Source organism: Shinella sp. WSJ-2, assembly GCF_003432075.1.
In the GTDB taxonomy this organism is placed as follows: Bacteria; Pseudomonadota; Alphaproteobacteria; order Rhizobiales; family Rhizobiaceae; genus Shinella.
The window spans coordinates 98,228-114,649 of the sequence record NZ_QWBU01000011.1 but is presented as its reverse complement, the minus strand read 5'-3'; the positions used below and the strand labels follow the sequence as shown (position 1 = coordinate 114,649).

Below are 16,422 nucleotides of genomic sequence, written 5' to 3'. Positions count from 1 at the left end.
CTCATGAGCCCAAAACGACGAAGGAGAAAAGGAAGAGCTTGACCGCAACCACCGACCCGAACGACATCTAATAGGCGGGTCAATTCTCGGTGGAAATGCCGGGTCAGTTCTCAGTGGCAATCAACATTCAGGGAAGATTATTGGCAAATGGACCTACCGCCTGACAGAACGCGGCGAAAATTATCGAACCGCCTTGCACCATGGTATTTCAGACATCCTTTTTCACGATCAGCATCCAGCTCGACACACGCCATGAACCAGCAATGGGGTCCGCACCGAGAGGGTCGCCTGGCTCGGTAGTAAACTGTCTGCGGTCAACCGGAACGGTGTGGCTGCATGATTAGCATAAGACACCAGGCCAAAGTTTGGGCAGAAGAATGCCCGACATGAGCACATCGCTGCCGCATTCATAGCTAACCAGTCAGGTTTCGACCGCGCTCTACATTCTTATTGTGTTCTGTTCGCGGATGTAGTCAGCGGACTTGCGATCACGCTACATTTTTAGTAACAAAATGCGGGGGCTTATCGAGTTTGACAAACGACAGTTCCGAAGGCGACGACCTCAGTTCGATCGAATGCGTTTTTGAAGAAATCGCGTCGCAGTCGTGGTTCGACCCTGAGGCGCGCTACCCGTTTTCTCGATATCTCGTCGAGACGTTTCCGGACGGGTCGTACAATCCCCGACGCCACCGCCAGATTGTCGAGGAAGTTGCGCGAACTCTTTTTCAGAAGAAGCTTGAACGCAAGCGGTGACGCGGGTTATGCTTTTTATGTACATGGAACCGCAGTCAGACTTCCAACCCGGCTTTAGGCAAAGCCGGGTTCCTTTTTGTTTTTCTTGAAACCGGCGGCCTGTGCGTTCGTTCTTGGCCTCTCCTTGGGAATGGCTTGACGGGGCGGAACGGGTTCTTATGTTCGCATTTGGACAGTCTTGTGGCTATCCGGGGAAGGCGCAAGATTGTTTGTGCGATCGCGCACCTTTGTCGTTGCCCCGTCTTGTCGCGGTTTCATAGCGATCTATCTCTCATATGTTGCGGCTTTCTTTTCCCAACCAGCCAGCCGTCACGAGAGCCGGGACGTTTGTGTGAGCGCCCCGGCTTTTCCATTTCTGGCTCTTGAAGCCCTATCAGGCGCCACTATTTCAAAACTGTCGCGGTCGGTTCCCCAACCTTCTCACGTCGCGACACAGCCGGGGCATTGTGTCGTAGCGCGCCCCGGCTTCCTATTGCCGCACTCATCAAGCAATCCCGAAACCTCATGCAATCCCTGCATATTGCAGTTGAGCGCTCCCTAAGTTATTGCTTTGGCTTACTCAAATCGCTTTGGGGTCAGACGGGCATGAAGAAGCGATTATTCGCAGTAGCGGCGGCTGCCCTCGTGCCGACGTTAGGGTTGTTGATCTATAACGAAGTCGCGACGCGGTACAAACGCTACGAGGAGCTGAGCATTCAGGCGGCGGCTTCCGCGCGCCTGGCCTCCTCCGAGATCGAACGTATCCTCGAAGGCGCCCGTAGCCTTCTCATCGCGGTCGCGGCGATCCCTTCGGTCAATAATCTGAGCGGTAACGGGTGTACCGATACGCTGAACAGCGTCGCGAGCCGGATTGACCAAACCGGCGCCATCCTGCTGATCGATAGCCAGGGTAAACTCGTCTGTGACAGCCAGGGACACGCGGCCGGAACGGATTTTTCCGACAGATCCTATTTCCAGAAAGCTCTTCAAGCGGACGATCTGGTTGTCGGCGACTATACAATCAGCAAACTGACGGGCGCGGCAGTCCTGCCCATCGCCATGCCAATCCGGCGCGATGACAAGGTCGTTGCTCTCCTCGGCACGGGGATACGCCTTCCCTGGTTGCAGCAGCGTATTAACGACCGTGGTGTGCAAAAGGGGGGCGCCGTCACGATTGCAGACCAGAATGGCACCATCTTGGCACGCGTTCCCTTCCCGGAGCGGTTCGTTGGAACGCGCATTCCGGAGCAGTTTCGTGCATTGCTGACGGCCAAGTCTGCTGGGACGATCGAAGTTGTCAGCCAGGACGGCACGGAACGGATCCTCGGCTACGAACCTATCACACCCTCGAGGCCGCTTTACGTGAGCGCGGGACTTTCCACAAAGGAGGCCTTCGCTGAGATTAATCGCGCGACTTGGGTAGGGGCTTTGACCCTACTCATGAGCACGCTGATTGCAATTTTTGCCGCGCACTGGGTGGGCAAATACTTCATTCTGCTCCCGATTGACCGTATCATGGGCGCACTCGAGCGCCGGCGCACGGGCGATCTCGCGGCACGGACGGGCATGTCGGGCACCTTCGAACTGGACGTCCTCGGGCGCTCCTTGGACACACTTCTCGATCAGATCAACCAGCAGAGCCTTGCACTCGAGGAAACCGACCAGAAACGCGCTTTGCTTGCCCGCGAACTGGCCCACCGCGTCAAAAACACCCTGACGATCATCTCGGCGCTAGCCCGCCAGACGTTTCGCGAACAACGCGCGGCCGCTGAGACGTTCTATGAGCGCGTGAAGGCGCTGAGTGGCGCCTATGACCTGATGCTTTCGGGTGCGGGCCATAGCACGGATCTCAAAACCCTCGTCACCAAGGCTCTCCAACCGTACGCCGACCTCGCCGATGAACGATGCCACGCCGACGGACCGCCTCTAGAGATCTCGCCGGAAATGGCGCTCGGTCTTTCCCTTGTCATTCATGAGCTAATGACGAACGCCATCAAGTACGGGGCCCTTTCGAATGAAACCGGTCATATCGACATCGGGTGGCAGGTGACGCGGGACAACGCGGTGTTTACCTGGCACGAGCGCGGCGGCCCGCCCGTCGTCCCGCCGGCGGAAGAAGGTTTCGGCTCGAAGCTCATCCGCAATGCCTTGCCCACGGAAAGCACGACGAAGATGAGGATCGACTATCTTACCGAAGGATTGCGCTTCATTCTGGTTTTTGCGTCTAAGGCGGTTAGTCCGCGATTGTGTTCTAAAGCTCAGGACAAGCCAAAGCCTCTATGAAGAGCTTTCTCAAGGAGTTCTTCATGGAATACGACTGGACGGGAAAACGAGCAGGCCAGCACCTCAAACTCAGAGCATTTACCGTGGCACTCGCCGCCGTCATTTGTAGTGCAGCGCTTTATATGCTGAGGTGAAGCCGTATCGCGCTTTCCGGGTTGATTCCACTCTTGAACAAGGCTCATACGGTCCACATATGGCGGACAAGGCTGACACGCCGCACGTTCCACCATTTATGAGACAAAGGGCCGGTTCCACTATGGGACATGCAAGGTTGATCTATTCCGTCGACGAGTTTGCCGATCGCTACTCACTGCCCCTCGACGAAGCGGCCGATTACCACCGCCGCTTCGGCCCCGATCGCGACGAGCTCGATGCTTTCATGGCCACCAAAGCCGAGGCGGATGCTAACCGTGCCCGGTTACGCCGTTGGAAAAATTAGAAACGGCGTCAGAGCCGCCGCGTCGCTCGTCTGCGCGAGCTTGATTTTCAATCATTTCCCTTAATACCAGGAGCGTCTCAAGAGGCGTCTTCCCATTGCTATGTTCGTTCGCCACGCGGGCCAGCAAAAGTTTCGTAAATGAAGACACGTGGCTCCTCCTCAAAGAGCAGTGGATATTTGGCATGAAATGCAGGCTAACATACTAAGACCAAGAACTTCGGCCCTAAGTCGGCGGTGCTAGATATATCGACCCTCACCGTCGCTTGCCGCGCGCAACCGAAAGCGCCGCTCCGATCGCACCACCGGTTACCACGCCCGCTGATCCACCGGCGAGAGCGCCAATCAGGCAGTAAAATACGATTGCAGCGTCGAAACTCGGAGCCACAATGACAGATGCAATGACCCCGAGTATCGCGCCAACGACGCCTAGCACGAAACCAAGTCCGGTGACAGCATCTGAGGGATCGATGACCCTCTTAACGTCGGGACGCGTGATCGGACGCGGGTTTTCGTGGCTCATCTTCATCCTCCATCGTCGAACTTCTTCTTTATCAATGACCAATGCGGCTTTCGTCTTCATCATCAAGCAAGATCCTGGCAGACGCTCCATCTAGATCCTCATACTGTCTTGTCTGCAGGGACCAGAGGAACGCGCCGACACCAGCAGCCCCCATGATCAAAGATAATGGGACCAGGAGGAGTAGAGCTGTCATATGGCACTGTCCGCGACGCTAAATTCAACATTTTCTGGACGCGTTTTCATTCTTAGTCGCAGGGCGTTCACAACGACGAGCACCGACGAGCTGGACATTGCGAGTGCTGCAATTAACGGCGTTACATATCCTGCAATGGCGATGGGCAAGGCGACGGCGTTGTAACCGAATGCGAGCGCGAAATTCTGCCGAATGAGTCGCGCCGCCCTTTCCACGCTGTCGAACAAATCCGTCACCACGCGAAGATCATTGCCGAGAAAAACGAAGTCCGCGGCGCTGCGGCCGACGTCACTCGCGGACGTCGGCGCCATGGATGCGTCCGCGGCTCGTAATGCCGGTGCGTCATTGATTCCGTCGCCGATCATTAAAACCCTCCGCCCAGCCGCCTGCAAATCCTTTACGGCTTGAACCTTTTCTGCCGGCAGGAGCCGAGCGCGCCGGTCGGCGATGCCCAGTGCGCCAGCAACCGTCTCGACAGCGTGTCGACTATCGCCGGAAAGGAGGATCACGTCGAGGCGCCGGTCCTTGAGCGTGCGGACAAGGTCTCTTGCGCCGCAGCGGATATCTTCGCTGAAGTGGAAATGCGCAACAGCCTCTCCGTTCTTCGAAAGCACCGTCGTTGCCGACATATCCTGTTCCGACAGCGCCCATTCCGCTCGGCCAAGCCGGTAAAGATCGTCTCCAAGGCGGCCTTCCAGCCCCACCCCCGCCTCTTCCCGGATATCGGCGAAGGCGGGCCGAGCGCCCCTGGAGTTAGCCGCGGCGGCAATCGCGTGGGCCACCGGATGGCTGGAGCTGTGCGCCAGGCCGGCGGCGAGGCCGAGCGCTTCCGGAGCGATCGCGGCGAGGTTGGCCAACCGCGGCATCCCGGTCGTCAGCGTTCCCGTCTTGTCAAAGACGACGGTGTCGATCTCGCGCAGGCGTTCGAAAGCGGAGCCGTCGGTCGCCATTACACCGCGCTCGAAAAGGCGGCGGGCGAGCATGACCTGGACCATGGGGACGGCGAGGCCGAGTGCGCAGGGGCAGGTGATAATGAGAACAGCGACCGCGACTGTCAGGGCAGCGTGCAAATTGCCGGTCGCAAGGAACCAGGCGACGAAGGCGAGTGCGGCGAGGCTATGGACGACGGGAGCGTAGAGGCTCGCCGCGCGGTCGGCGAGCCGGCGAAAGCGCGAGCGGCCGTTCTCGGCCGCTTCGATCATTCGCGTCATCTCAGCGACCGTGGAATCCGCCGGCGCCGCGGTGGCGCGAAGCACGAAGGGGTTGCCGAGGTTCAGTTCGCCCGCGCGCACGCTTCCTCCGGCGCGGACGCTGCGCCAAAGGCTCTCGCCGGTGATGAGGGCGGCGTCGAGCTCGGCGCTGCCGTCCTTAACCACACCGTCGGTCGGTACACGCTCCCCGGTCGCAATGGCGAGGCGCATTCCGGCCTTAATTTCTGCCAGCTCCACGTAGTCCAGTCGACCATCAGGCTGCACTACGCTCGCGCCGCGCGGTATAAGCCGCGTCAGGGCGGCGACGGCAGAGCGCGCCTTCTGGCGCATCGCACGGTCGAGCACTCGGCCGATCAGGAGGACGAAGATCAGCGACGTGGCGGCCTCGAAATATGCATGGGGAGCGTCAGTGATGGTGTCGTAGAGACTGAGCGCGAAAGTAAGGAGGATGCCGACCGATATTGGTACGTCCATATTGGTTCGGCGATGGGAAAGCGCCTGCCAGGCGGAGCGATAAAAACCAGCGCCGGAATAGAAAACCGCCGGCAGCGCAAGCAGTGCAGAGATCGCATGGAATGCTTGTCGGGTCTCCGTGTCCGCCCCCGACCAGACGGAAACGGACAGCAGCATGATGTTCATGGAGCAGAAGCCGGCCACGGCGAGCGCACGCACCAGTCCTGCAAAAACCTTATCCTCGCCATCGATCTCGGCTGTCGGAAGATCGGCCTGGTATCCGATGGACGCAAGTGCTCCGAGAAGGTCCGGCGGGATTTCTCGGTGTCGCCGCCAGTCGATCGTGACGCGGCGTAGCGAGAGATTGGCACGTGCCCGCTCCACTCCTGGCACCTCGGCGAGGATGCTCTCCACCGCGCCAATGCAGGCAGCGCAATGCATGGTGGGGATTGAGAGCACACTCTGCCGCAGGCCGTTGCCCAGATCCCTGCTGGCAATCGCAAGTTCGTCGGCAGAGCATCCGGCGCGCGACAGCGAGATATCCAGTCCGATCTCGGCGGAGCAGCAGGACATGGTGGCTACCGCATCTCTCTATAGGCATGCCAAGTGGCGTGCCCTAGCCAGGGGAAGACCACGATCAGGCCGAGAAGCCCGGTCGCGACGGAGAGGAGGAACAGACCGAGCACGATGGCGCCCCAGGCCAGCATTGGGGAGAGATTGTTCCATACCAATGCCGTGCTGACGCCCATGGCGGTCAATGCATCGACGCGACGGTCGAGCAGCATGGGAATGGAGAAGACGCTGACGGCGAATGCGAACCCGGCAAAGAGCGCACCGATCAGGCTGCCGACGACCAGCATCGCCCAACCTGTCGGCGTGGTGAAGAGCATGTCGGCGATGTGGTCGAGCCCAGGGAAGGGACGGACGCCGAAGAACAGCGCATAAACCAGAACGGCTGCGCGCATCCACAGGAGCATCAGCATGGTGAGCAACATGCCGGTAAAAAACACCTGCGCACCCGCCATCGGCTGTACGGCGAGCATGGAGCGCAGCGTCGGCCGTGCCCCGGCCTCGAGGTCGCGGCTCTTGAGATAGAGGCCGGCGGCGACGAGCGGGCCCACGATCAGAAAGCCTGCCAGTGCCGGGAACAGGAAATAGTCTCGTCCCGTATCGAACATGTAAACGATGAAGACGATTGAGGCGACGAAGACCGCGAGACCGTAGAGGAGGCTCGGCACGGGGCTTGTCCACAGGTCGCGCCAACCCCTGGCGAGCCACTGCAAGGGCGCCCGCGCGGAAAGGTGGCGCTTCCAGCGCTCGTTGCGGGTCTCCTCGATATCCGATACCTCGGATATGAGTTCGGGTGTCTGTTGCCTCGCGACCATCTCACCGTCTCTCCGTCAGCATGCGGACTTAGCCGCGCGATATCCGCCCGGCGTTCCGCTCTTGTCTTTCAGATGCGCTACGCATCCCGTCTCGCTGGAGACGGCGACGTAGACGAGATGGGCATTGGCGCCCACGAATACGATCATCGCCGCCGCTGTCAAAATCCAGAGGAGATGAAGCCGTCTTGCGGGGGCGGGCGCAGCATTCGTCATCTATGGTGTCCTCTTCCCGAGATCGTCGACATAGAGCGCCAGAACCTTGATCTCTACCGGCGTCAGCCGCTCGTCCCAGGTCGGCATATGGCCCTGCCGACCGCCATGGATGGTCGCGATGATGCGCTGCAGGCTGCCGCCATAGATCCACCTGTTGTCCGTGAGGTTGGGCGCGCCGAGTTCTGGATTGCCCTTGGCATTCTCGCCATGACAGGCGATGCAGGTCGTCTGGAAGACATCGCGCCCACGGTCGATCTGGTCGACGTTCTCGGCGGTGGAAACGGCGGGGTCGCTCAGCGAACTGACATAGGTGGCAACGTCCACGACTTGCTTGGCGTCGAGCATCTCGTCGCGCCCGAAGGCGGGCATCTGGCCGACGCGACTCTCCGCATGGCGGGAATTGACGCCCACCGTTAGGGTCTGGGCGATGGCTTCCGGCCCGCCGCCCCAGATCCAGTCGTCGTCGGTGAGGTCGGGATAGTTCTCGCGGCCCTTGCCGTCGCGGCCGTGGCAGGCGGCGCAATTGTCGCCGAAGAGCTGGTGGCCGTTGGTGCGCACCGTCTCCATCAGCCGCTCGTCGGCGCGGATTTCGTCAAAGGACAGGTTTTCGATGCGGGATGTCCATGGCGTCCGCGCGCCTGCACCCTCCTTGATCGAGGCTTCCACAGTGGTTTTCTGGTTCTCGCCGAGCACGCCCTTGGTGTAGGTCGTGCCCAGAGGCCAGGTCGGCATCAGTACCCACCAAAGCACGGCGAAGATGTGCGTGACGATCAGGAAGAGCAGCACGCCGCGCGGAATGGGCGTATCGAGTTCCCGGATACCGTTCCAGATATGGCCCGTCGTCTTGCGGCCGCTGACGGGATCGACCTCTTTCACTTCCATGGGCCATCGTCCTCGTCGAAAATCTCCCGCTCCGCCCGCTCGAAGCGCTCCCGGTTGGAGGGCAGGAAGGTGTAGATCAGCACGCAGATCGAAAAACCGATCAGGTAGAAGAGCCCCCACATCTTCGAGCCTTCGAGCAGTGTCTCATGGGTCAACGCCATCTCGTCACCTCAATTGTCCGGGTCCGGCATCTGTTCAGGTGCGGCGGTGTTCTCGTAGGCCGCGCGGGTGAGCTGGCCGAGCACCTGGAGATAGGCGACGAGCGCGTCCATCTCCGTCACGTTGGTCGTCACGCCGTCGAAGGCCGAGACCTGCGTAGCCTCGCCGTATCGTTCGGTCACGCCCGAGGCCTGTTCGCTGTCAGGTATAGCCTGGCCATAGGCGTCGCGCGCGGCGTTCTCGATCATCTCGTCGGTATAAGGCACGCCGACGGACCGCTGTGCGCGAAGAGCGAGCGGCAAATCGGCAAGCTTTAGCGGGGTCGTCCCCAGCCAGCGATAGGAGGGCATATTGGATTCCGGCACCACGTCGCGGGGATTGTTCAGATGGGCGACGTGCCAGAAATCCGAATATTTGCCGCCGATGCGGGCAAGGTCAGGGCCAGTGCGCTTCGATCCCCACAGCATCGGATGGTCGTATTGGGATTCGACGGCCAGCGAATAGGGGCCGTACCGCTCCACCTCGTCGCGCAGGGTGCGAATCATCTGAGAATGGCAGGCGTAACAGCCCTCGCGCACGTAGATGTCACGCCCGGCCAGTTCCAGCGGCGTATAGAGCCGCATGTCGGAAACGATCTCGACCGTATCGTGGATGGTGAAGAGCGGAGCGATCTCGACGATGCCGCCGACGCTGGCGGCAGCGATGATGGCCAGCATGAAGCCCGTAGCGGAGCGTTCCAGTTTCCTGTGCATCAGTTCCGGCATCGGCTACTCCGCAGGCGTGGGTGTTGCGCCACCGATCGGCTTCTCGTCGACAGGCAGATCCTCATCGAGCGGAAGCGTCGCGGTGGCGGAGCTACGCACGGTCATCCAGATGTTATAGGCCGCGACGATCGCTCCGATGAGGAAGAGAAGGCCGCCGAAGGCGCGCGCGATATAGTAGGGATACATTGCCAGCAGCGTATCCACGAAGGAATAGACGAGCGTGTTGTCAGGGGAGTAGGTCCGCCACATGAGGCCCTGGATGATGCCAGAATTCCACATTGCGAAGACGTAGATGAGCGTTCCGGCAAGTGCGAGCCAGAAGTGCACCTCGACCAAAACCGCCGAATACATCCGCTCGCGCTTCCAGATTGCCGGCACCAGCGTATAGAGCGAGCCGAAGGTGATCATCGCGACCCAACCGAGCGCGCCGGCATGGACGTGGCCCACAGTCCAATCCGTATAATGAGAGAGCGCGTTGACCGGGCGGATCGCGAGGAACGAGCCTTCGAAGGTCGACAGCCCATAGAAGAACGCCGCCATCATGATGAAGCGCAATGTCGCGTCGTCGCGCACTTTGTGCCAGGCCCCGTTGAGGGTCAGCAGCGCGTTGCCGGCAGATGCCCAGGAGGGCACGAGCAACATCACGGAAAAGGTCATGCCGAGATTCTGCACCCAGTGGGGCAGGGCGGTGTAGTGCAGGTGGTGAGAGCCTGCCCACATATAGAAGAAGGTAATGCCCCAGAAGCTAAGGATCGACAGCCGGTAGGAGAAGATCGGCCGCTCCGCACGCTTGGGCAGGTAGTAGTAGAGCATGGCCAGGAAGCCGGCGGTGAGGAAGAAGGCGACGGCGTTATGCCCGTACCACCATTGCACCATTGAATCCTGCACGCCCGCCCAGACGGTGTAACTTTTGGCGTGGGCGAAGGAGAGGGGAACTGCGAGGTTGTTGACGATGTGCAGGATGGCCACGACGAGGATGAAGGCCAAGTAGTACCAATTGGCCACATAGATGTGCGGCTCTTTGCGCCGGGCAAGCGTGCGCACGTAGAGCACGAAATAGGTCACCCAGACGATGACCAGCCAGATATCGGCATACCATTCGGCCTCGGCATATTCCTTGGACTGGGTGACGCCGAGGAAATAGCCGGAAATCGCGATGAGACAGAAAAGGTTGAAGCCGAACAGCACGATCCAGGGCGAAAGCTGGTCGGCAAGGCGGGCGCGAGAGGTGCGCTGCACGACATGGAACGAGGTGGTGATCAGCGCATTGCCGCCGAACCCGAAAATGACGCCTGACGTGTGCGCCGGGCGGATTCGGCCGAAGCTCGCCCAGGACGTATCGAAGTTGAGGCTTGGCCACGCGAGCTGCGCGGCAGCCCACACGCCGATGAACATGCCGAAGATCGCCCAGAACAACGTCAGCCCCACGCCGACCTTGATCGGATCGTCATAGTAGCGGGTGAGGCGGGCGGGGCTTGGCGAAGTTCCGAAGGCTCCGGAGAAAAGAACAAAAAGCAGTGCCAGACTGTAGAGGAGGACCATCGCGCCGTGAATGCCGAGGACATCGGCGCGCCCTGCAGCCGCCATCGCGATGCCGATGATCGCAAGGACGATCAGGATGATCGCACCGAAATCCCGCTCGCCCGTCGTGAGTTGCCCCATTGTCGGTTTCTCCCCTCCAGCAGCGTCTCGCCCAGCCTCTTGTCTAGGAACTTGCACGCGACGCGCCAAATTCAAGGGTGAAAGCAGTAAAAAATTTCGATTAGGCGCAAAAGAATCGACAGGCTTGATAAATAGCAAATTCGAGGACGTGGAGCCGGAACTTTTCACGCCCTTCAGAGCGAGTGCGTTTGTCAGGGTTCGGACAGTTTCCATATCTTGATTTGTAGATCACTTCAGTCGAACGTTAATTCCACCGTGAACGGGGACAAGGAACCACGAGTTGGCGATGGGATTCGAGAGTTCGGAAACAAGGGATGTGTTGTTCGACTTTGCGTTCGACCATACACCGATTGGGAGTGCTATAGGCGATGTCGTTCGTCGTACTATCCGAGGAAATGCCGCATGTGCGAATTGATCGGGCGTCCGCCTGTCGAGGTGACGAGCATGCCATTTGCCAATTTCACCCATCCTGAGAATATTAGGATGTGCTCGATGGAATACGGGACGGCAATTCGATCGAAAAGCTATCTTCGGTGGGACAGTGGGCAAGTGTGACTCTTCATTCACATTGCCGCCGCGCTCGCGAGAGGCCGATCGCGACGGCCGGCGACTGCGCTCTGCGACGACAAAAAGCCTAGAGTTCTACCTTTGCGTTATCGCCGACGTCGGGTTTGGCGCCGGTGATTGCGGACATCACCATTTTTGCCACCGCAACCATTTTGCCGGGACTGTCCCATAGCTCGGCTTCGTCAGGAGCAACCGTTATCAGACGGATTTCGGGATCCTGGGCGCTGTCCCACCAGGCCTCGTCGGTTTTCTCCCAAAGTTGCTCGATCTTGGAGCGGTCGTTGGTGACCTTCGCATGGCCAGATATGGTCACGTACTTGTAGCTTACTGTTGTTGCTCCATGCCATCGTCACCTTCGGGAAGCGCTCAAGCTGGCCGTTCTTGGCGCTTTCGGCATTGACCAGAAAGAAGATCGCATTCTCGTTGCGATGGACGCGGGCTGAGAGAGGTCGGGCGCGCGTATATTCCCCGTCCCAGGTTACGAACATGCACATGTCTATGTCCTCGGCAAGCTGCCAGATGCGGTCGATGGCTTCCTCCCGCGAGAGGTCGGATTTCTGTTCCTTGTGCTGCGGCATGATAAATCCTCGTTTGGGTTTGCGGACCTGAAGTCTCACCGGTCGGGTGACGTTCCGTATCTCAGAGAAATGCGCTCGCGCGGGCATGAATGCGGGAACGTAATTCGTCGCAATCTGTGTCCGGGCGACTGCACGTCGCGCAGTGAACTGTGGCGCGATAGGCACCTTCCTGACGGCACGACGACCAAGCGAGAAATGTCCGCGTGGTTGAAGGTCGTCATGACATCATTCGTCCTCCAAAGGCTTTCGCAAATTACGTGAACACGCGTGGAACTTAGTGCTGCCGATTGAGTTTTTCGGCGGAGCCTATTTAGCTGAAAACGAGGATAACATCATGAAAAAGCTTCTGTTTGCCGCCGCGCTCGTCGGCGCATCGACCTTTGGCGCTTATGCCCAGACCTCCACCACGCCGGCCACCGACGGCGATACCCCGGCTGTCGCCACGTCCGATACCAAGAACGCGACGGCGCCCGTCGAAGGCGCTAACAGCTTCACCGAAGACCAGGCGAAAGAGCGCCTCATCGAGGCGGGCTACATGGACGTCGCCAGCCTGAAACTAGACGACAAGGGCGTCTGGCGCGGTACAGCAATGAAGGACGGCAAGTCCGTCAACGTCGCGCTCGACTACCAGGGCAACATCGTCGCCAACTGATGCAATCGGAGGAAATGACCATGAAGACCGTAACCGGACTTTTCGACGACTATTCGGATGCGAGCGCAGCGGTGAACGCTCTTGAAGCGCGCGGCGTGCCGTCCGACGACATCAGTATCGTCTCGAACAATGCTGACGACCGCTACACCAAGGACAGCAATGCCGCGGAAGGCGCTGGTACTGGCGCTGGCATCGGCGCCGCCGTCGGTGGTGTCGGCGGCCTTCTAACGGGCCTTGGCATCATGGCGATCCCCGGCCTAGGCCCCGTTGTCGCAGCCGGCTGGCTTGCTGCCACCGCGGCGGGCGCTGCGGCCGGCGCTGTCGCGGGCGGTGCGGCAGGCGGCCTGATCGGTGCAATGACCGAATCCGGCGTCTCTGAAGAACATGCTCATGTCTATGCCGAGGGTGTTCGCCGCGGCGGCACGCTGGTCACGGCGCGCGTCGAGGACAGTCTCTATGCCGATGCGGAAGCGATCCTGCGCCAATCGAACTGGGTCGACCCCGACGTTCGCCGTGCAGCCTATGTCGAGCAGGGCTGGACCCGTTTCGACGATACGCTCGATCCCTACGGCCCGGCCGAGATCGACCAGGAGAGGCTTCGCTACCGCCGATAAGGGTTCGAGGGGCGGCGGCCGGGAACTCCTCGGCCGCCGGCCAGCCGCTTGCCGGGGGGAACAGGCTCGCTCGCCCAATGAGCCCTTCGCCCGGGGGAGCCTTCCGCCGGGGCGGACCTACTCTACAGGCAATGAATGTGCTGGTTCGTCCGGCGGTGCCAGGCTCCCGCCAGTTCGTTTTAGACAAAACTTGCCGTGTCACATCCACGATCATGGCAATCTCATGCGTCGGCGCCGATCGTGTCGGCCATGTAGGCTCCTCTGCGGCCCATTGCCTCTGGTGGTCCCGTCGTGCTGTCACGCGCCGTCTGGTGTTCGAGCAAAACGCCTTTCCCATCATTGGATTTGAGGACGCGCTCAGAGCCTTGTAGAATTGCATCCGGTTAGGCAGGCCCGTGAGAATGTCGTGGTGAGCAAGTCGGTTGACTTCGCCTTCCGCAGCAATTCGGTCGCTGACATCGGCGATGGTCAGGAGAAGCTGGCGTCTGCCCCCATCGTGAAGAAGCCGGACATAGATCGGAACATGGCGCTCGCTGCCGTCGGCAGCATACTGGCGCTAGACCGTCCGCGCATTGCAGTCGCTGCTGATGCGACGGCAAAGGCCAGTCATGGAGAAAGCGCCTTGCAGCTGAACCGATAATGTCACCGTGGGGAGAAAACAGCCGATTGGCCCCGGCATTCGCGAATACAATCATGCCAGCGGCATTGAGGATCAATGCCGCAGTCGGGCAGGCTTCAAGAGATGCTTTTAACTCTGCGGCAAGCATTCCTGCTCCGAACGAAACCACTTTCAGGATGCAACCGTCGAACGATATCGATTGACCGTAAAGAAGACGTTCCACCGGTCGGTTTGTCATTGGGGGGGCAGGTGGGGAGACGCGCCCAACCAAACCTCGTCCTTTGGGGGCCGTGCCGTTGCCTGGTGTTATCGGAGCCTGTTGTCGTCGATCGGGGCGCTGATCCCAGTCTGTCGGCACTTGTTATGCTCATTCCGAGCGGTAACCTCAAACCGAACCATCTAAAGCGTGTGCGCATTGTTCTTGAGGTGGCAGGTGAATACGATCTCAGACCTTGTTTTAGAGCTGACGAAAGCAGCGCACCACATGCATTCTCTGCCGGAGGGGGAAAAGCTCCGGCCGCTCGGCCGTGCGTATGTCACGATAAGGGAGGGTTGGCAGGTCCTCGGGGAGTCGGCGCGCCTGCGGGAAACGGCCGCCATGGATCTCGTTAACGCCGGCGAACTGCCCATGCATCTGCACGACGACGAGATCAAGGCGCTTCGCTGGAAGCCGCGAAGATGATCCGGGAGATACAAGCGGCCATCGAAGCGCAGGGCAATGAACACTCCAGTCCGGGATCTGGTTCGTAAGGCCGATGATCCCGATCTTGGGCCAAGACTGTCAGGTGTCTCCGTGGCGGCCGATTACCTCGTTCCCAGCCTGCCCTGCCAGAAGATCGTCTATGGTGATTTGGAGGATACCGTCGCCGCCAGCACCTGTTCGATCGTATTTTTCGCTGGCGATGGCTTCCAGAAGCGTGCGGTGGCGCTTGAGCAGTCCGACCGGGCCAACCGGATCGGAGTCGAGGCTTTGTAGTGCGCTGGCATAGACGAAAACATCGATTGTTGTGTCTTCCGGCGTCAACATCGGAAAGAATAGGCCGAGTTCCTTCGGGACAGCGGTACCGGTTTTCCGTATCAGGGGCATTTCGTTTCCTGCTTGCTTATCGATCTGCGGAGATCCGGAGCAGCGGAGGCTGTCCCGGATCTTCCCGCCCCATCCGCTTGAGTCGGATGAACGGCGGTGATCTGGTGCGCTGGAGCAGGAAGTCAATTGCCAATGCAGGTTTGCCGGTCCGATGCGGCTTGCTTGCTCGATCTATGCTGTGGACAAGCGCGAAACCCCGCGCCGCGTCGCGCCCTGCGGGATGACAGCGGGAAAGAGTCAGCGGAGGATTTAGCGCCCAAACGAGGAGGATACTATGACGACCACCAACGAGATTGCCGACAAGATTGCGGCCGACCATGGATTGACCAAGGCTCAGAGCAAGACAATTGTCGAAGCCGTGCTTGCCGAGATTACTGCTGCCGCTGTCGCAGGCGCAGAAACGTCGCTTCCCGGCTTCGGAAAGTTCAAAGTAAAGGACACCCCAGCGCGCGAAGCCCGCAATCCCGCGACCGGGGCCATGATCAAGGTGGCTGCGGGGAAAAAGGTGACGTTCACACCGGCAAAGTCGTTGAAGGTCGCTCTCAACAAATAGCGAAGGCTGGGATTTTGTGTCCTCGGGCAGCGGCGCCCGGATCCCAAATCCTGCCCTCTCGAATGAAATGCGCCGCGGCTGACGAAGTCGCGGCGCATCGACCATGCCCGATCCCTTCCGGCTCAGATCGCGCGGACGTTTTCCGCCTTGGACTTGCCGGACTTGTGATCCTGTCCGACATCGTAGCTGACCTTCGTCCCGTCGCGGAGCGGGCCGCCCGATTGCACGGCGGAGACGTGGACGAAGACATCGGTCCCACCATTCTCCGGCGTGATGAAGCCGAAGCCCTTGTCCTGGTTGAAAAGCTTGACGGAGCCGGTTGCCATGTGACCCTCGTGAACTGAGCGGCGGGGGTGCCGCAATCGACCCTATCCGTCTCCCATGAGCCTCGCAACCGGGCGGATTGTGCGCGCACGGAACAACCGTCGTGCGGGCGGGTTTTCCACGGCATCGCGTTTACGTCGCGCCAAGGAGACACCGCCTATGACCGACATAAGAGTGAAGGGTTTCGACAGTCCGGCTCAGTTGCGTGAGCACCTCGCCGAACTTGAGGAAGAATGCCCTGCTGAAGACCCGGCAATCGAGAAAGAAAAGCCACTCTCGCCCGAGCAGCAGATCGCGGCGCTTCGGCAGGACGTCGCCGATCTCCGCGCTCGGCTGACCGCAATCCGAACACAGACCGAGGGGATGGATGCGCGGCCTTCTCGAGGCGACATACATCCATGGCTCAGGGTCCTCGCCACGGCCGCCACGACCTATCTCCTCGGTCGGCTCGTGCAGCGTCTCCGTCTCGGCGCGCCCGGCGCGGCCGCCGTGCCGATGATCGCCTCGCAGATCGACCGCAGGATCTGGTGAG

General features: G+C 60.2%; 21 protein-coding genes. 8 read left to right on the top strand and 13 right to left on the bottom strand.

Going from position 1 to position 16,422, the window contains the following annotated elements; genetic code table 11:
* Nucleotides 1-1,257: 1,257 nt before the first annotated feature.
* Together D0Y60_RS20330 and D0Y60_RS20325 are read left to right on the top strand one after the other, a co-directional pair.
* The gene (locus D0Y60_RS20330) at nt 1,258-3,015 is read left to right on the top strand and encodes a cache domain-containing protein (protein ID WP_117371774.1); all 1,758 of its coding nucleotides are present in this window, start codon (nt 1,258-1,260) and stop codon (nt 3,013-3,015) included.
* Between the two features lie 271 nt (nt 3,016-3,286).
* Nucleotides 3,287-3,454 carry a hypothetical protein gene (locus D0Y60_RS20325; protein ID WP_245409251.1) on the top strand — a complete coding sequence of 56 codons (168 nt, stop codon included), beginning with the start codon at nt 3,287-3,289 and terminating at the stop codon, nt 3,452-3,454.
* Between the two features lie 253 nt (nt 3,455-3,707).
* On the opposite strand, the gene D0Y60_RS20320 is transcribed toward D0Y60_RS20325, so the two are convergent.
* The 11 genes from D0Y60_RS20320 to D0Y60_RS25250 all read right to left on the bottom strand — a co-directional run bounded on the left by D0Y60_RS20320 (nt 3,708) and on the right by D0Y60_RS25250 (nt 12,041).
* Complete coding sequence (locus D0Y60_RS20320) at nt 3,708-4,037, bottom strand: hypothetical protein (protein ID WP_245409250.1); 330 nt, start codon at nt 4,035-4,037, stop codon at nt 3,708-3,710.
* Entirely contained in the window at nt 4,006-4,128 is a 123-nt protein-coding gene (ccoS, locus tag D0Y60_RS20315) for a cbb3-type cytochrome oxidase assembly protein CcoS (protein ID WP_348627866.1), read from the bottom strand. Before ccoS ends, D0Y60_RS20320 begins: the two co-directional genes overlap by 32 nt.
* A gap of 35 nt (nt 4,129-4,163) precedes the next feature.
* Entirely contained in the window at nt 4,164-6,404 is a 2,241-nt protein-coding gene (locus D0Y60_RS20310) for a heavy metal translocating P-type ATPase (RefSeq protein ID WP_117371771.1), read from the bottom strand.
* Between the two features lie 5 nt (nt 6,405-6,409).
* Complete coding sequence (locus tag D0Y60_RS20305; RefSeq protein WP_117371770.1) at nt 6,410-7,216, bottom strand: DUF2189 domain-containing protein; 807 nt, start codon at nt 7,214-7,216, stop codon at nt 6,410-6,412.
* Nucleotides 7,217-7,231: 15 nt separating this feature from the next.
* Nucleotides 7,232-7,429: a hypothetical protein gene (locus D0Y60_RS20300; RefSeq protein WP_117371769.1), complete on the bottom strand. Its 198-nt coding sequence runs from the start codon at nt 7,427-7,429 to the stop codon at nt 7,232-7,234.
* Nucleotides 7,430-8,311: a cytochrome-c oxidase, cbb3-type subunit III gene (gene ccoP / locus D0Y60_RS20295; protein ID WP_117371768.1), complete on the bottom strand. Its 882-nt coding sequence runs from the start codon at nt 8,309-8,311 to the stop codon at nt 7,430-7,432.
* On the bottom strand, nt 8,302-8,472 hold the full coding sequence (locus tag D0Y60_RS20290) for a CcoQ/FixQ family Cbb3-type cytochrome c oxidase assembly chaperone (RefSeq protein WP_117371767.1): 171 nt from the start codon (nt 8,470-8,472) through the stop codon (nt 8,302-8,304). Before D0Y60_RS20290 ends, ccoP begins: the two co-directional genes overlap by 10 nt.
* A gap of 9 nt (nt 8,473-8,481) precedes the next feature.
* The gene (gene ccoO, locus D0Y60_RS20285) at nt 8,482-9,234 is read right to left on the bottom strand and encodes a cytochrome-c oxidase, cbb3-type subunit II (RefSeq protein WP_117371766.1); all 753 of its coding nucleotides are present in this window, start codon (nt 9,232-9,234) and stop codon (nt 8,482-8,484) included.
* Between the two features lie 3 nt (nt 9,235-9,237).
* The gene (gene ccoN / locus D0Y60_RS20280; protein WP_117371765.1) at nt 9,238-10,896 is read right to left on the bottom strand and encodes a cytochrome-c oxidase, cbb3-type subunit I; all 1,659 of its coding nucleotides are present in this window, start codon (nt 10,894-10,896) and stop codon (nt 9,238-9,240) included.
* Nucleotides 10,897-11,530: 634 nt separating this feature from the next.
* The gene (locus tag D0Y60_RS25255) at nt 11,531-11,731 is read right to left on the bottom strand and encodes a pyridoxamine 5'-phosphate oxidase family protein (RefSeq protein WP_281048167.1); all 201 of its coding nucleotides are present in this window, start codon (nt 11,729-11,731) and stop codon (nt 11,531-11,533) included.
* Nucleotides 11,646-12,041 (bottom strand): pyridoxamine 5'-phosphate oxidase family protein, encoded by a 396-nt coding sequence (locus D0Y60_RS25250; RefSeq protein WP_281048164.1) that lies wholly within the window; start codon nt 12,039-12,041, stop codon nt 11,646-11,648. The genes D0Y60_RS25255 and D0Y60_RS25250 overlap by 86 nt, the downstream gene beginning before the upstream one ends.
* Nucleotides 12,042-12,375: 334 nt before the next feature.
* On the opposite strand from D0Y60_RS25250, the gene D0Y60_RS20270 reads away from it, so the two are divergent.
* From D0Y60_RS20270 to D0Y60_RS20255, 4 genes are all read left to right on the top strand, one after another.
* Nucleotides 12,376-12,693, top strand: a complete 318-nt coding sequence (locus tag D0Y60_RS20270; RefSeq protein WP_117371784.1) for a PepSY domain-containing protein — start codon at nt 12,376-12,378, stop codon at nt 12,691-12,693.
* Nucleotides 12,694-12,713: 20 nt separating this feature from the next.
* On the top strand, nt 12,714-13,307 hold the full coding sequence (locus D0Y60_RS20265) for a general stress protein (protein ID WP_117371783.1): 594 nt from the start codon (nt 12,714-12,716) through the stop codon (nt 13,305-13,307).
* A gap of 409 nt (nt 13,308-13,716) precedes the next feature.
* Entirely contained in the window at nt 13,717-13,947 is a 231-nt protein-coding gene (locus D0Y60_RS24795; RefSeq protein ID WP_158565530.1) for a hypothetical protein, read from the top strand.
* Nucleotides 13,948-14,359: 412 nt separating this feature from the next.
* Nucleotides 14,360-14,608, top strand: coding sequence for a hypothetical protein (locus D0Y60_RS20255; protein WP_147324546.1), 249 nt, complete (start codon nt 14,360-14,362; stop codon nt 14,606-14,608).
* 99 nt (nt 14,609-14,707) lie between these two features.
* Here the strand turns inward: D0Y60_RS20255 and D0Y60_RS20250 are convergent, their stop codons facing one another.
* Nucleotides 14,708-15,013, bottom strand: coding sequence for a hypothetical protein (locus D0Y60_RS20250; RefSeq protein WP_117371763.1), 306 nt, complete (start codon nt 15,011-15,013; stop codon nt 14,708-14,710).
* Nucleotides 15,014-15,287: 274 nt separating this feature from the next.
* Here D0Y60_RS20250 and D0Y60_RS20245 point away from each other — a divergent pair, with 274 nt between their 5' ends.
* Complete coding sequence (locus D0Y60_RS20245; RefSeq protein WP_117371762.1) at nt 15,288-15,566, top strand: HU family DNA-binding protein; 279 nt, start codon at nt 15,288-15,290, stop codon at nt 15,564-15,566.
* 122 nt (nt 15,567-15,688) lie between these two features.
* Here the strand turns inward: D0Y60_RS20245 and D0Y60_RS20240 are convergent, their stop codons facing one another.
* Nucleotides 15,689-15,892 carry a cold-shock protein gene (locus D0Y60_RS20240; protein WP_117371761.1) on the bottom strand — a complete coding sequence of 68 codons (204 nt, stop codon included), beginning with the start codon at nt 15,890-15,892 and terminating at the stop codon, nt 15,689-15,691.
* A 157-nt stretch (nt 15,893-16,049) separates the two neighbouring features.
* Here D0Y60_RS20240 and D0Y60_RS20235 point away from each other — a divergent pair, with 157 nt between their 5' ends.
* Nucleotides 16,050-16,421 carry a hypothetical protein gene (locus tag D0Y60_RS20235; RefSeq protein WP_117371760.1) on the top strand — a complete coding sequence of 124 codons (372 nt, stop codon included), beginning with the start codon at nt 16,050-16,052 and terminating at the stop codon, nt 16,419-16,421.
* The last annotated feature ends 1 nt before the right edge of the window (nt 16,422 follow it).

Bases quoted from the DNA above. Each gene is read 5' to 3' on its own strand.
- D0Y60_RS20330 (WP_117371774.1), top strand. From the start codon at position 1,258: ATGCAATCCCTGCATATTGCAGTTGAGCGCTCCCTAAGTTATTGCTTT.
- D0Y60_RS20320 (WP_245409250.1), bottom strand. From the start codon at position 4,037: ATGATGAAGACGAAAGCCGCATTGGTCATTGATAAAGAAGAAGTTCGA.
- ccoS (WP_348627866.1), bottom strand. From the start codon at position 4,128: ATGGGGGCTGCTGGTGTCGGCGCGTTCCTCTGGTCCCTGCAGACAAGA.
- D0Y60_RS20310 (WP_117371771.1), bottom strand. From the start codon at position 6,404: ATGTCCTGCTGCTCCGCCGAGATCGGACTGGATATCTCGCTGTCGCGC.
- D0Y60_RS20305 (WP_117371770.1), bottom strand. From the start codon at position 7,216: ATGGTCGCGAGGCAACAGACACCCGAACTCATATCCGAGGTATCGGAT.
- D0Y60_RS20300 (WP_117371769.1), bottom strand. From the start codon at position 7,429: ATGACGAATGCTGCGCCCGCCCCCGCAAGACGGCTTCATCTCCTCTGG.
- ccoP (WP_117371768.1), bottom strand. From the start codon at position 8,311: ATGGAAGTGAAAGAGGTCGATCCCGTCAGCGGCCGCAAGACGACGGGC.
- D0Y60_RS20290 (WP_117371767.1), bottom strand. From the start codon at position 8,472: ATGGCGTTGACCCATGAGACACTGCTCGAAGGCTCGAAGATGTGGGGG.
- ccoO (WP_117371766.1), bottom strand. From the start codon at position 9,234: ATGCCGGAACTGATGCACAGGAAACTGGAACGCTCCGCTACGGGCTTC.
- ccoN (WP_117371765.1), bottom strand. From the start codon at position 10,896: ATGGGGCAACTCACGACGGGCGAGCGGGATTTCGGTGCGATCATCCTG.
- D0Y60_RS25250 (WP_281048164.1), bottom strand. From the start codon at position 12,041: ATGCCGCAGCACAAGGAACAGAAATCCGACCTCTCGCGGGAGGAAGCC.
- D0Y60_RS20270 (WP_117371784.1), top strand. From the start codon at position 12,376: ATGAAAAAGCTTCTGTTTGCCGCCGCGCTCGTCGGCGCATCGACCTTT.
- D0Y60_RS20265 (WP_117371783.1), top strand. From the start codon at position 12,714: ATGAAGACCGTAACCGGACTTTTCGACGACTATTCGGATGCGAGCGCA.
- D0Y60_RS20250 (WP_117371763.1), bottom strand. From the start codon at position 15,013: ATGCCCCTGATACGGAAAACCGGTACCGCTGTCCCGAAGGAACTCGGC.
- D0Y60_RS20245 (WP_117371762.1), top strand. From the start codon at position 15,288: ATGACGACCACCAACGAGATTGCCGACAAGATTGCGGCCGACCATGGA.
- D0Y60_RS20240 (WP_117371761.1), bottom strand. From the start codon at position 15,892: ATGGCAACCGGCTCCGTCAAGCTTTTCAACCAGGACAAGGGCTTCGGC.
- D0Y60_RS20235 (WP_117371760.1), top strand. From the start codon at position 16,050: ATGACCGACATAAGAGTGAAGGGTTTCGACAGTCCGGCTCAGTTGCGT.